This window comes from Propionivibrio sp. (genome assembly GCF_016790145.1).
Taxonomy (GTDB): Bacteria; Pseudomonadota; Gammaproteobacteria; order Burkholderiales; family Rhodocyclaceae; genus Propionivibrio.
The window spans coordinates 1-13,400 of record NZ_JAEUOI010000124.1 but is presented as its reverse complement, the minus strand read 5'-3'; the positions used below and the strand labels follow the sequence as shown (position 1 = coordinate 13,400).

At 59.7% G+C, this 13,400-nt stretch carries 11 protein-coding genes; 4 read left to right on the top strand and 7 right to left on the bottom strand.

Going from position 1 to position 13,400, the window contains the following annotated elements:
- From JNM42_RS10755 to JNM42_RS10735, 5 genes are all read right to left on the bottom strand, one after another.
- Positions 1–803, bottom strand: an 803-nt coding sequence (locus JNM42_RS10755) for a filamentous hemagglutinin N-terminal domain-containing protein (RefSeq protein WP_294269305.1), incomplete at its 3' end; no start/stop codon positions are given.
- Positions 804–1,020: 217 nt separating this feature from the next.
- Positions 1,021–1,788, bottom strand: a complete 768-nt coding sequence (locus JNM42_RS10750; protein ID WP_294269311.1) for an MBL fold metallo-hydrolase — start codon at positions 1,786–1,788, stop codon at positions 1,021–1,023.
- Positions 1,789–1,797: 9 nt separating this feature from the next.
- Complete coding sequence (gene bamC / locus JNM42_RS10745) at positions 1,798–2,937, bottom strand: outer membrane protein assembly factor BamC (RefSeq protein WP_294269303.1); 1,140 nt, start codon at positions 2,935–2,937, stop codon at positions 1,798–1,800.
- Positions 2,938–2,961: 24 nt separating this feature from the next.
- Positions 2,962–3,846 (bottom strand): 4-hydroxy-tetrahydrodipicolinate synthase, encoded by an 885-nt coding sequence (dapA, locus tag JNM42_RS10740; RefSeq protein ID WP_294269300.1) that lies wholly within the window; start codon positions 3,844–3,846, stop codon positions 2,962–2,964.
- Positions 3,847–3,957: 111 nt separating this feature from the next.
- The gene (locus JNM42_RS10735) at positions 3,958–4,884 is read right to left on the bottom strand and encodes a histone deacetylase family protein (RefSeq protein WP_294269297.1); all 927 of its coding nucleotides are present in this window, start codon (positions 4,882–4,884) and stop codon (positions 3,958–3,960) included.
- A 161-nt stretch (positions 4,885–5,045) separates the two neighbouring features.
- Here JNM42_RS10735 and JNM42_RS10730 point away from each other — a divergent pair, with 161 nt between their 5' ends.
- The 4 genes from JNM42_RS10730 to cphA (JNM42_RS10715) all read left to right on the top strand — a co-directional run bounded on the left by JNM42_RS10730 (position 5,046) and on the right by cphA (JNM42_RS10715) (position 12,158).
- Positions 5,046–5,975, top strand: a complete 930-nt coding sequence (locus JNM42_RS10730) for an AAA family ATPase (protein ID WP_294269295.1) — start codon at positions 5,046–5,048, stop codon at positions 5,973–5,975.
- The gene (locus JNM42_RS10725) at positions 5,975–6,937 is read left to right on the top strand and encodes a DUF58 domain-containing protein (protein WP_294269292.1); all 963 of its coding nucleotides are present in this window, start codon (positions 5,975–5,977) and stop codon (positions 6,935–6,937) included. The genes JNM42_RS10730 and JNM42_RS10725 overlap by 1 nt, the downstream gene beginning before the upstream one ends.
- Positions 6,938–7,220: 283 nt before the next feature.
- Positions 7,221–9,392 carry a cyanophycin synthetase gene (gene cphA, locus JNM42_RS10720; protein WP_294269291.1) on the top strand — a complete coding sequence of 724 codons (2,172 nt, stop codon included), beginning with the start codon at positions 7,221–7,223 and terminating at the stop codon, positions 9,390–9,392.
- Positions 9,393–9,575: 183 nt separating this feature from the next.
- Positions 9,576–12,158, top strand: a complete 2,583-nt coding sequence (gene cphA, locus JNM42_RS10715) for a cyanophycin synthetase (protein WP_294269288.1) — start codon at positions 9,576–9,578, stop codon at positions 12,156–12,158.
- A gap of 134 nt (positions 12,159–12,292) precedes the next feature.
- Here cphA (JNM42_RS10715) and JNM42_RS10710 read toward each other — a convergent pair whose 3' ends face one another.
- Positions 12,293–12,778: an Lrp/AsnC family transcriptional regulator gene (locus JNM42_RS10710; RefSeq protein WP_294269286.1), complete on the bottom strand. Its 486-nt coding sequence runs from the start codon at positions 12,776–12,778 to the stop codon at positions 12,293–12,295.
- Positions 12,775–13,263: an AsnC family transcriptional regulator gene (locus JNM42_RS10705; RefSeq protein WP_294269308.1), complete on the bottom strand. Its 489-nt coding sequence runs from the start codon at positions 13,261–13,263 to the stop codon at positions 12,775–12,777. The genes JNM42_RS10710 and JNM42_RS10705 overlap by 4 nt, the downstream gene beginning before the upstream one ends.
- Positions 13,264–13,400 lie beyond the last annotated feature (137 nt).

The window sequence follows — 13,400 nt, the reverse complement described above, 5'->3', positions numbered from 1 at the left end:
GCCTGCAGGGTGCCGGTGTTCTCGACCTCGTATCTGGCGCGCAGGCTGATCTTGCCGTTTTGCCCGACAACGGCGGTGGTGGCCTGGATGGTGCCGCTGTTCCTGACGATGCCGCCGTAGAGGCTGATTTCCTTGCCGATCAGCGTGCCGATGTTGACCGCCTGCTGTTCGCTGTTGGTGATCTCGACCTGGATGGCCGGTTTGTCGGGGTCGGCGATGGTGACGCTCTTGCCGGCCAGCAGCATGATCTGGCCCTCGGGAGTGTGAATGAGGCCGGAGTTCTCGATCTGCGGGGCAATCAGGATCACCTGGCCGCCACTGGCGGTCTTGATGGTGCCTTCATTTTTGATGCTGCCGGCACCAGGGGTGTCGTTGAATTTTAGCTTGCCGGCCAGGAAGTCGGCATCCTTGAGCTGCAGGGTGGAGACGAGCAGGCCGGCGACATCGACCTGTGCGCCTTTGCCGAAGGCGACACCGTTGGGGTTGATCAGGATGACGCGGCCATTCGATTGCAGGCTGCCGAGGATCTTGCTGGGGTCGCCGCCGGTGACGCGGTTGAGTACCTGGCTGGTGGCACTTTGCTGGATGAAGCGGGTGAGTTCGCCGCGGTCGATGTTGAAGCTCTGCCAGTTGATGATGGCGCTTGGGGTGTTGGTGACCGTCAGCGTTTTGCCGTTTTGCTGAAAAACGGCCTGGCCGGAGGCGACAACAGGGTTGACCGGGTTGGCCAATGAACCACCGGCGAAGGCGGCGGCCAGCGCAGCAGTCATTACCTTGATTTTGAAGACGCCAGTACGGGACATTTTCTACCTCATGTTGCTTTGACACAGAACCAGGTAACACTTCATCACAGGAAACATCGGCTAATGAATAGGACTGCTAGAGTAGCGCAAAAATTCCCTAAAAAAAGTGCGTAAGTCACAAATTAATCATGAGCTTATTACTTTTTTTGTGTCGCATCCGGCCTGGCGCGATGCCGTATTGCTCGCGAGCGTCGCAGATTGGGAGAAGCCTTGAATCTCAGAACATCTGGCGCCAGCCAAAACCGTTCTCCTGATCTGCCACGCCAATCCAGTCTTCGGCGCAGTTCAACGCTGACGCCAAGGCCTTCACCACCAGTTGCGGGCGGTTATTTTGCTCGCTGAGATGCGCTGCGACAATATGCTGCAGTTGCTGCGTCTCGATCTGGCGCAACAGGGAAGCGGCCTGTCGGTTATCGAGATGGCCGAAATTCCCCGCGATACGGCGCTTCAACTGGATCGGATAGCCGGATGCTTTAAGCATATTCTGATCATGGTTGCATTCGAGCACCAGGGCATCGCAGACACGCAGCACATCGACGATATGCTGCGTAATCGATCCGCTATCGGTAAGCACCCCGAGGCGGTGCCTGCCGTTGGAAAAGGCATACTGCACCGGCTCACGGGCGTCGTGTGGAACCGGAAAGGGATGAATCTCCAGGCTACCGATGGCAAATCGGGCATGGCTGTCAATCAGCCGACATTCGGGTAGCGAGGTCTTGCCACGCGGGGCGGCGATGTAGGTGCCATGCGTAAGATGAACAGGAATCCCGAAACGGCAGGCGAATTTGAAAACCCCGGCGATATGGTCACTGTGCTCATGCGTGACCAGCACGCCGTCAATTTCTTCGGGAGAGATACCGAGACGGGCCAGTTTTTCAATCGTTGCGCGTGTGGAGAAGCCACAGTCGAGAAGAAGCCTGGTGTCACCGGCATCGACAATCAGGGAATTACCCTTGCTGCCGCTGCCGAGCGAGGCAAATCTCATCACTAAGTGTCACTTCAACTGTTCGTAGAGCAGGCTCAGTATTTTCTTTGACGTTTCGGACTGGTCAATACCGCCCTCGAAGGACAGTACCTGTACCGTCGTCAAAGCACCGTTATCCTTTACGAAGATACGGTAGCGCGTTTGGGAAACGGGTGCAGAACCCTTCCAGAACGCCAGTTTGGAAAGGAAGCCATCGTCTTTCTTCTGTCCGTCGGTTTCCGGATCGACATAGCGAACGAAGTACAGCCCCTTGGAACGATCACGGTCTTCAACCGTGAAACCGACACGATCCAGCGCCAGTCCGACACGGCGCCAAGCGCGATCAAAAGTCTCCTGCACCTCAAGCGTACCGGCACCGTCATTGCCGCGCGTCAGTTTGGCGCGGTCAACCTGTTTTACCCTGGCGGCGGCAATTTCAGTATCGGCACGTTTCTGATCGCTGCCCAGGCGCACCATCAGGCGACGCAGCATTTCGGCCTCGAGTTCAGGATCCGGCTCGCGCGGCTGCCATTTCGTCTGATCCTTTCCTTCGGTAACGAAGATTTCATACATGCCGCGATGGCTGATGAAAATATCGGTCGTACCGGGTTGCAAACCGGGCTCCAGGCGAGTGCGGAATTTGTCGCGCTCGGCGGTTGAGTAGAGCGAGTCGAGTACCTTGCCAAGAAGGTTACGCAAGACGTCATCCTTGATCTTGGCGCGGTTTTCTGCCCAGTCGGTTTCCATCACACCGGCCTCCGGCAGATCAAGTTTGATCAGGAATCCGGTCTCCTGCCAGAAATCCTTGACCTGACCCCAGAGTTTGTCGGGGGTACCGTTCACCACCAGCCAGCGCTGATTTCCCGAGCGCTCGATATGCGCAATATCGACCTGCGGCAACACATCACTCTTTTGTTGTGCGAGAGCCTGCGGGGAACGTTCCCCGGCATAAGCCGAGAAGGTTGCCGTTCCCTTGCCGGCGGTATCGGGCACGGCGAAACGGTCATCACGCCCAGGCGAGGTCAGGTCAGGCGGGATTTCAAGCGTCGGCACCTTGACGGCAGAAGACGACTTGTAGTCAATTTTCTTCGGCTCGAGACCGATCGTACTGCAGCCCGCCAGCACCAGCAGCATCGAACAAAGGGTCAGACGCAAAACAGCAAATTTCATCGGGTAGCCCTGGAATACTTCAGATCAAGCCAACAAACCCGCCTGGCGCATGGCCAGGCGAACCCGTTCATGGCACTCCGGCGACAAGGGAGTCAATGGCAGACGAATGCCTTTCTCGATCAACCCGAGTTCCTGACACGCCCACTTGACGGGGATCGGGTTGGCTTCGCAGAACAACTGGCGATGCAGCCCGAGCAGACGGAAATGTAATTCACGCGACTTGGCCAGATCGCCTTTGAGCGCAGCAGCGCACATTTCGTGCATCAGGCGCGGCGCCACATTGGCGACGACCGAAATATTGCCCTGGCCACCGAGCAAAATCAAGGCACAGGCGCTGGGATCATCGCCGCTGTAGACAGCAAAGCCGTCCGGCGCACGGGCAATCAGCTCGCAGCCGCGATCAATGCTGCCGGTCGCATCCTTGACGCCGACAACATTCGGGATCTGGGCCAGGCGCAAGGTCGTGTCATTACTCATGTCGGCCACGGTACGGCCGGGAACATTGTAGAGAATGAGCGGAATATCGACCGCCTCGGCAATGGCCCGGAAGTGCCGGTAGAGACCTTCCTGTGTCGGTTTGTTGTAGTAAGGCACCACGGACAACGCGGCGCTGGCACCGGCCTGCCGGGCAAACAGCGTCATCTCGATGGCTTCCGCCGTTGAATTGGCTCCGGTACCGGCGATGACCGGCACCCTGCCGGCAGCATGCTCGACAACCAGCCGGATCAACTCGTGATGTTCCTCTACATTGACCGTCGGCGATTCGCCAGTGGTACCGACCACCACGATGGCGTCCGTCCCTTCCTGCACATGGAAGTCGACCAGACGGCGCATGCCGGGCAGATCGAGGCTTCCGTCCTCGTGCATCGGGGTAACAATCGCAACAATGGATCCAGTAATCGTGTTCATGAGTAACGCGCCAGAAAATCAAGCCTGTGATTTTAACCGAAGGCGCGCTGTCCGGCCATGAAAAACACTTTTACTCGAATGCGTCAGGCACGAAGTACCAGGGAAAGCCATTCAGATACTCGCCAGAACCTTGATGTGCGCAGCAACGCTACGCGCCAACGCCGAAAGAACATAGCCGCCTTCCAGAATCGAGACAATACGACCCTGGGCTGTCTCGTCAGCAATCTGCTTGATCTGCTCGGTCACCCAGGCGAAATCCTTTTCAAGCAGCTTCAGCCCACCCAGATCGTCTTCGTAGTGCGAATCAAAACCTGCCGAGATGAATATCATCTCGGGCTTGAATTCGCGCAGGCGGGGCAACCAGATATCAGTGACCACCTGGCAGAACTCGTCACCGCCCGTCCCGCCGGGTAGCGGAATATTGACCATGTTGGGCGCCGGATGCTCGGTGCCGCTGTAGGGATAGAACGGGTGCTGGAAGGTGCTGACCATCAGCACCTGCTTGTCGTTCCTGAAGCAATCCTCGGTACCATTGCCGTGATGCACGTCAAAATCGACAATCGCCACGCGCGCCAGCCCATGCACCTTGAGGGCGTGCTTTGCCGCAACGGCGATGTTGTTAAAGAAACAGAAGCCCATCGCATTCGAGCGTTCGGCATGGTGACCGGGCGGGCGTACGGAACAGAAGGCATTCTGAACTTCGCCGGCCATCACCAGATCGACCGCCATCACTCCCGCGCCCGCCGCCCTTAATGCGGCGTGCCAGGTATGCGGATTCATTGCCGTATCCGGGTCAATGTGTACCAGCCCCAGATCGGGGGAACTGCGCTTCAGATGCTCCAGATGCGCGGCCGAATGCACGCGCATCAGTTGCTCAAAGGTCGCCAGCGGAGCCTCGTAATGAACAAAATAGTGGTCGATCCCCTGGGCAATGAGATGATCGCTGATCGCGCTCAATCGTTCCGGACTCTCCGGATGATAGGACCCTACGTCATGCAGATGACAATCGCGGTGGGTGATGAATGCGGTGCTGGTCAATGTTTCCTCCCTGCCGTCTGGCGAAACGGGATCAAGCCGCAGATCGGGCTTGACCCCGTCGGCGGCTAAAATCGGTTATAAATCCACTTTTCTGTTTGATGCCACATTATCTGCCAAATCGCGTCATTACTACAAAATTACTACGAACAATGCAAGCCGCCATGCCACTCTACGAAAAGCAATCAACTCTGGCCGAAGTCATCGCCGCCGCCAACCTGATCATTCTCGGCAAGGAGGTGCAGATCCGGCTGGCGCTGGCCTGCCTGCTGGCACGTGGCCACCTGCTGATCGAAGACCTGCCCGGTGTCGGCAAGACCACATTGGCGCATACCCTGGCTCGCCTGCTTGGCCTGCAGTTCTCGCGCATCCAGTTTACCAGCGACATGCTGCCGGCCGACGTCATCGGCATCTCGATTTTCGACCGCGAACGCAGTGAATTCAGGTTTCTCCCCGGTGCCTTGTTCTCGCAGGTGCTGCTCGCCGACGAAATCAACCGCGCCACCCCGAAAACGCAAAGCGCCCTGCTCGAAGCCATGGAGGAAAGGCAAGTCACCCTCGATGGCGAAACGCGCCCGCTGCCTGAACCCTTCTTTGTCATCGCTACGCAGAACCCCTCCAGCCAGATCGGCACCTTCCCCTTGCCCGAATCGCAACTTGATCGATTCCTGCTGCGCATCGAGCTCGGTTACCCGGATCGCAAAGCGGAACGCGAATTACTCGAAGCGGGCGGGCGTCGGGAACAGCTGCCGGCACTGGCCGCCTGCTTTACCCCCGATCAACTCGCCCCGCTGCAAAGACAGGCCGCTGCCGTCCATGTCTCGCCTGCCCTGCTTGACTACCTGCAAACGCTGATCGAAGCCACGCGCAACAGCCCGCTGTTCATCCACGGCCTGAGTCCGCGCGCGGCGCTTGCCCTGCTTGCCGTCGCCCGCGCTTGGGCTTTCATCGACGGGCGGAGCATGGTGCTGCCAGACGATGTGCAGGCCGTCCTGCCCGGCGTGGCCTGTCACCGGCTGCGCCTGGTGAACAGCGCCAGCCATGCCCGTCCCGAGGATATCGCCCGGCTGATCCACGCCACGCCTGTAGCCTGATGACTATCTTCACCCGGCTTCGGCAATGGCTGTTCCGCTTTGGTCATGACGAACAGTTACCCATTGTCCTGACGCAGCGCAGGATATTCATCGTACCGTCGCGCACCGGCCTGCTGTTCGGCGCCGTACTTTGCGTGATGCTGATTGGCGCCATCAATTACAACCTGAGTCTTGGCCACGCGCTGGTTTTCCTGCTCGCCAGTCTGGGCCTGGTGACCATGGTGCACACCTTCCGCAATCTGGTGGCCCTGCGTCTTGCCCCGGGCCGGGTCGAGTCAGTCTTTGCCGGAGACATCGCGCGCTTCCCGATGCTTTTGGAAAACGGCCAGCGGCAGGCTCGCCGTTCGCTCGATCTGGCCTTCGGTCGGAATGAAAGCGTCAGCCTCGACCTTGCGCCTGGCGAGCAGGGGATGATTGCCATTCCTTGCCCGGCCCCGACGCGCGGCCGCCTTGACCCCGGCCGCATCACGCTGTCGACACGCTATCCGCTCGGCCTCTTTCACGCCTGGAGCTACCCGCACCCACGCTTATCCTGCCTGGTCTATCCGAGGCCGATCGAGACGCCACTACCACCCCCTGCGGCCATCGCGCAAAGCGGACAGCGGCACGGCGACACGGGTCAGGAAGACTTTACCGGCCTGCGCCTGCGCCAGCCGAACGACTCGCCGCGCCACATCGCCTGGAAAGCCGTGGCTCGCGATATCGATAACCGACCACTGCTGATCAAGCAGTTCGCCGGTGGCGCAGCGGAAGAACTGTGGCTCGACTGGTCATTGACACCCACCGAGAACGGGCTGGAAACACGTCTTTCCCTGCTTGCCGGCTGGGTGATCGCCGCCGAGCGAACGCAATCCCGCTACGGTCTTCGCCTGCCTGGCCGTGAGCTGGCCCCGGATCAGGGTAGCGCCCACCGTGACGCCTGCCTGGAAGCCCTGGCCCTGTATGGCGAAACAGTCGCTTGAAGAAAAATAGTTCGGGGCGTAAAAAATGCTTGAACGTCCACCGCTGAGGCGCAAAGGGGCAAAGGTGACGCAAAGAATTCTTTTGCAAATCCTGGGTTGTCTCTGCGTTTTCTTTGCCCCTTTGCGTCTGTGCGGTGGATTGTCGATTTATTCACAGCCTATGACTGCCGGCTGATTATTTCCCCCAGGCGTAAGCCGAATACCACGAGCTGCGTTATTCCGACGATAATTAGCCCCTCATTCAAATCACCGGCGCGCGCCCCTGTGGGCCGACACTGACACCATGACAACAAAAGACATCAAGTTTCTTGAAATCCGCTACCTGCGCGGGCCGAATATCTGGACTTACCGCCCGGTGATTGAGGCCATTGTTGACATCGGGGAACTGGAGGATTTTCCGTCGAACACCCTGCCCGGTTTTGTCGATCGCCTGAAAGGCTTTCTGCCCTCTCTGATCGAGCACCGCTGCAGCTATGGTGAGCGTGGCGGCTTTCTGCGCCGGCTCGAAGAAGGCACCTGGCCGGGGCATATTCTTGAGCACGTCTCGCTTGAACTGCAGAACCTCGCCGGCATGCCGGGCGGTTTCGGCAAGGCCCGCCAGACTTCGCTGCGCGGCGTCTATAAGGTGGTCATCCGCGCCTGGCATGAGGAGGTGACCCGCGCCTGTCTGGAAGCCGGTCGGGAACTGGTCATGGCCGCCATCGAGGACACCCCGTTCGCCGTAGCGGCCACCGTCGAGCGCCTGCGCGACATGGCCGAACGCAAGCTGCTCGGACCGAGCACCGGCTGCATCGTCGAAGCGGCTACTGCAAAGGCACGCCGCATTCCGGCGATTCGCATGCTGGCCGACGGCAACCTCGTGCAACTGGGTTACGGCGCCCGCAGCCGGCGCATCTGGACGGCTGAAACCGACCGCACCAGCGCCATCGCCGAATCCATCTCGCGCGACAAGGACCTGACCAAGACACTGCTGCAGGCCTGTGGCGTTCCCGTTCCCGAAGGCCGCCTGGTCGATGGCCCGGCCGACGCCTGGGAGGCCGCCAATGACATTGGCTTTCCGGTTGTCGTCAAACCATACGATGGCAATCACGGGCGCGGCGTATTTACCAACCTGATGACGCGCGACGAAGTCGAAGCCGCCTATGCAGCGGCCATTGAAGAGGGCAGCGGCGTCATTGTCGAACGCTTCGTGCTTGGTTCTGAACACCGCCTGCTGGTCGTCGGCGGCAAGCTCGTCGCAGCGGCGCGCGGCGAAACCGCATCGGTAGTCGGCGATGGTCACTCGACGATCAATGAACTGATCGACAGCCAGCTCAACTCAGACCCACGGCGCGGTGCCGCAGAGGAGTTTCCTCTTGACATCATTCAGCTTGACAAGAATCTGGCTCCCCGGCTTGAAGTTTTGCGTCAGGGCTTTACACCGGAATCAGTACCCCCTGACGGCCGCGAGGTGCTGGTGATACGCACCGGTAACCACACCTGCGACATCACCGATGTGGTGCATCCAGATACCGCAGATACGGTATCGCTCGCCGCGCGCATTGTCGGTCTCGACATTGCCGGGGTTGATCTGGTCTGTGAAGACATTTCGCGCCCGCTCGGCGAACAGCGCGGTGCCATCGTTGAGGTCAATGCCGGCCCGGGTCTGCTGATGCACCTGAAGCCGGCCAACGGCGAAGCGCGCCCGGTCGGTCGCGCCATTGTCGAGCATCTGTTCCCGGAAGGCGACGATGGCCGCGTCCCGGTGGTTGGCGTTACCGGCAGTTTCGGCAAAACACGGGTTTGTCATCTCATCGCCCGATTACTGTCCCTTTCCGGAAAATATACCGGAATGTCGTGTAGCGACGGCCTCTACCTGGACCGCCGGCAAGCCGAGAAGGGTGATTGCGCCACCTGGGAAGCCGCCAGCCGCATTCTGCTCAACCGCGCCATTGAGGCGGCCGTTTTCGAGAACGGCAGCGATGCCATCCTCGGCGAAGGGCTGGCCTATGACCGCTGTCAGGTCGGCGTCGTCACCAATGTGGTCATCGAACGGCACACCGGACGCTTTTACATTGAAACGCCGGAGCAGGTTTTCAATGTTCTGCGCACGCAGATCGACCTGGTGCTGCCCAAGGGGGCGGCGGTGCTCAATGCCAGAGAACCGATGCTGGTCGAGATGGCTGCGCTGTGCGATGGCGAAGTCATTTACTTTGCGCTTGACCCGGAGTTGCCGGCCATAGCCGAACATCGGCAGCAGGGCAAGCGTGCCGTGATTGTTCGCCATGAGCAGATCATGCTGGCCAGCGGCAACGATGAAGTGCCGCTGGCCCGCCTGAAAGACATCCCGCTGAGCGAGGGCGGTCGGGCAAAACAGCAAGTCGAGAATGTTCTCGCGGCGATCGGCGCCGCCTGGGCGCTCGACATTTCTCCCGATGTCATGCGCACCGGTATTGAAACCTTTTTCGTCGAATAATGCTGAGCGACAATGGGTAAAGCTTCAGCACCAAATTGCTCCGAAGGAAATCCCCCTGGGGGTCACCGGAACAACAGTAAGCACCTGGCTATCCTGTTTCTCCTGGTGCAACCTGGTGCTCTTGGTGACTTGGTGGTTTGCAGCTTCTTATTAGACTAATACGACACGCACAGGAAACCGTTTATGGACGTATCACGCATCAGGGCATTGCGCGGACCCAATCTGTGGAGCCGGCATACCGCGATTGAGGCCATCATCTCTTGTTCTGAAACCGAGCGCGTCATTAACAGCCTGCCCGGTTTCGAGGCCCGTTTGCGCGAACGCTTTCCGGAGATTGCGCTGCTCCAGCCGACCGTCAGCGATGACATCGTCTCCATGGCCCACGCCCTTGAATTTGCCACGCTCGGACTGCAAGCGCAGGCGGGTTGTCCGGTGACATTCAGTCGCACGGCACAAACGCTGGAGCCCGGTGTCTATCAGGTGGTCGTCGAATACAGCGAGGAGGCGGTTGGCCGGCTCGCCTTTGAACTGGCGCAGACCCTCTGTCAGTCGGCCATCGCAGACCAGCCCTTCGATCTCGCCGACGCCCTGCGTCGTCTGCGCGAACTCGACGAAGAAGTACGCCTTGGTCCAAGCACCGGTTCAATCGTCTACGCAGCGACCGCACGCAAGATTCCCTACCGCCGACTGACCGAGGGCAGCATGGTGCAGTTTGGCTGGGGCAGCAAACAGCGCCGTATTCAGGCCGCGGAAACCGACCGAACCAGTGCCGTTGCCGAATCCATCGCCCAGGACAAGGAACTGACCAAGCGATTATTGAACGCGGCGGGCGTTCCGGTACCGAGCGGTCGCCCGGTAAACAGCTCAGCAGACGCCTGGGCCGCCGCACAGGAAATTGGCAGTTCGGTTGTCGTCAAGCCACAGGATGGAAACCAGGGCAAAGGCGTTGCCGTAAATCTGACGACCAGGGAACAGGTCGAGGCCGCCTATGAAGTCGCTTTCAAGATCAGTGATGAAGTTCTGGTCGAGCGCTACCTTCCCGGCTATGACTATCGCATTCTGGTGGTGGGCAACAAGCTGGTTGCCGCCGCCCGACGTGAACCGCCGCTGGTCATCGGCGACGGCGTGCACAGCGTTCGCCAACTTGTCGAGCAGGTCAACAGCGATCCCCGGCGCGGCGTCGGCCATGCCAATTCGCTGACCAGGATCAGCTTCGACGATATCGCCCTCGCCCGCCTGGCCGAGGACGGATTGACCGCCGATTCGATTCCGGCCAGGGGGATGCGCGTTGTACTGCGCAACAACGCCAATCTGTCGACCGGCGGTACCGCCACCGACGTAACCGACGACGTGCATCCTGAATTTGCCGCGCGCGCCATTGCCGCCGCGCAGATGGTCGGGCTAGACATCGCCGGCGTCGACATTGTTTGCAAGAACGTCCTGCGTCCGCTCGAAGAACAAGGCGGCGGCGTCGTCGAACTCAATGCCGCACCCGGCCTGCGCATGCACCTGCAGCCTTCGTTCGGCAAGGGGCGCGCCGTCGGCGAAGCGATCATTGCCAACATGTTTGCTGCGGGCGACGATGCCCGCATCCCGCTCGTTGCCGTCGCCGGGACCAACGGCAAGACGACGACCGTACGCCTGATCGCCAGCATTCTTGCCAGCAAGGGCTTGCGCGTCGGCATGACCACCACTGACGGTGTTTATATCGGGAACAGGCGCATCGATACCGGTGATTGCAGCGGTCCGAAAAGCGCCAAAAATGTGCTCTTCCACCCCGATGTCGATGCGGCGGTTCTGGAGACGGCGCGCGGCGGCGTACTGCGCGAGGGTCTTGGCTTCGATCGCTGCGATGTCGCGGTTGTCACCAACATCGGCAGCGGCGATCATCTCGGTCTTTCGTACATCAGCACCGTCGAAGATCTGGCGGTCGTCAAGCGGGTGATCGTGCAGAACGTCAAAGCGGAAAGCGGTGTCGCCGTACTCAATGCGGCCGATCCGATGGTCGCCCGCATGGCCGATTCATGCCCCGGCAAGGTCACCTTCTTTGCCTGCGACCGCAATCATCCGGTGATGGCCATGCACCGTGCGCGTGGCAGACGCATCATCTATCTCGACGGCGATTCGATCGTCGCTTCCGAAGGTGGCTTCGAGCAGCGCATTCTGCTGGCCGAGATCCCGGTCACCGCCAATGGCGCCATCGGTTTCCAGATTGAGAATGCGATGGCCGCCACCGGCGCCGGCTGGGCGCTCGGACTCGATTGGGATGTCATCCGTAGCGGCCTGGCCGGTTTTGTGAACGATGCACAGTCGGCACCCGGACGTTTCAACCTCTTCAATTATCGTGGCGCGACGCTGATTGCCGATTACGGCCACAATCCGGACGCCATTCAGGCGCTGGTCAACGCCATCGACAACATGCCGGCAACAGCCAATTGCCGCCGTTCGGTGGTGATCAGCGGCGCTGGCGACCGGCGCGACGAGGACCTCCGCCAGCAAACCGAAATTCTCGGCGATGCTTTTGACCAGGTCGTGCTCTATCAGGATATGTGCCAGCGCGGACGCGCCGATGGCGAGGTACTTGCGCTGCTGCAACTGGGGCTGAAAAACGCCAGGCGCACCAGCGACATCAAGGAAATACACGGTGAATTCCTCGCCATCGATACCGCACTGGCCGACCTGAAACCCGGTGATCTGTGCCTGATTCTTATCGATCAGATCGAAGAGGCACTTGAGCATATTGCCAGGCGCGTTGCCGAAGCGTGAGATGCCCTGGAGTTCTGGAATCGCCCGGGGGGTGGTTCCGGCAGATCGCTCAGGAGTCGGTCACCGCTTGCAGCAGCGATCCTTTCGGGCTCGAATTCGTCGCACTCATTATTATCGAAGCGACCTCGACTTCCTCACACACCAATCCGCAAACCGGTCTTTTTGAGTATCTGCGTCGAGAACAGGACATCGTAGGCACGGCAGTCGACGCCGAGCAGCGTCGCAATGTGCGCAACCTTGCCCAGCACTTCTTCACGCGTACTGCCATGCGCCATGGCAAACAGATTGTATGGCCACGCCGGCAACTGGCGCGGGCGGTGGTAACAATGGGTGACAAAATCGAGTGCTCCAATGCGCCCGCCGAGTTCATCAACACGATCGTCCGGCACGTCCCACACGCTCATGCCGTTGGCCGTATAGCCGATGGCGTAATGATTGGGCACCGCCCCGATACGCCGAATAACACCACTCGCCAACATGCGTTTCAGGCGTAGCATGACCTCTTCGGCAGATATGCCAAGTTGCTCACCAAGCAATTCGTAGGGACGCGAAACCAGGGGCAACCCACTCTGAGTAGCCATCACCAGGCAGCGGTCAATCTCGTCCCCCTCTGTGTTCATTTGCGCACCTGCAATTTCATTTCAACGAAGTATTCCCTGATTTTCGGGAAGGCATAGACGGGCAGGCCACTTGCCTTCTCAATCCTGCTTACTGCCCTGTCGATCCCGCCTGGTGTCTCAGTGGCGAGCACGAACCACAAATTGAAGTTGCAGCGTTTCTCACTTTCACGCCGGTAGTTGTGCGCAACTTCGGGAAAGGAATTGACGGTGGCCACAACGCGCTCCCAGTCATCTTCAGGCACGCACATCGCAGCAAGAACAAACGCACCGCCCATACGCTCAACCTGAAACATCGGACCGAAGCGAGTCAGCACGCGCGCATCGAGCAATCGTTGCAAACGCGACAGCAGCTCATCTTCGCCAATGCCAAGCACTGCCGCCGCCTCCGCGAAGGGCTGCTCGCAAACAGGAAATCCCCCTTGTAGCCGATCAATGATAGCACGGTCGATTTCGTCAATCTGATTGATCGCCACCCGCTCACGCATAGCGGGCACCGGTCTGCTTGAAGCGGGTAATCGAGAACAGCGTGTCGTGCGCGTAGCCGGTGAGTTTGAGCCGGGTACGCAGTTCGGCAATTTTGGCCTCGACGTCCTCACGCGCCTGACCGTGGATCATGCAGAAG

Coding starts and splice junctions, on each gene's coding strand:
- JNM42_RS10750 (WP_294269311.1), bottom strand. CDS start 1,788: ATGAGATTTGCCTCGCTCGGCAGCGGCAGCAAGGGTAATTCCCTGATT.
- bamC (WP_294269303.1), bottom strand. CDS start 2,937: ATGAAATTTGCTGTTTTGCGTCTGACCCTTTGTTCGATGCTGCTGGTG.
- dapA (WP_294269300.1), bottom strand. CDS start 3,846: ATGAACACGATTACTGGATCCATTGTTGCGATTGTTACCCCGATGCAC.
- JNM42_RS10730 (WP_294269295.1), top strand. CDS start 5,046: ATGCCACTCTACGAAAAGCAATCAACTCTGGCCGAAGTCATCGCCGCC.
- JNM42_RS10725 (WP_294269292.1), top strand. CDS start 5,975: ATGACTATCTTCACCCGGCTTCGGCAATGGCTGTTCCGCTTTGGTCAT.
- cphA (WP_294269291.1), top strand. CDS start 7,221: ATGACAACAAAAGACATCAAGTTTCTTGAAATCCGCTACCTGCGCGGG.
- cphA (WP_294269288.1), top strand. CDS start 9,576: ATGGACGTATCACGCATCAGGGCATTGCGCGGACCCAATCTGTGGAGC.
- JNM42_RS10710 (WP_294269286.1), bottom strand. CDS start 12,778: ATGAACACAGAGGGGGACGAGATTGACCGCTGCCTGGTGATGGCTACT.
- JNM42_RS10705 (WP_294269308.1), bottom strand. CDS start 13,263: ATGCGTGAGCGGGTGGCGATCAATCAGATTGACGAAATCGACCGTGCT.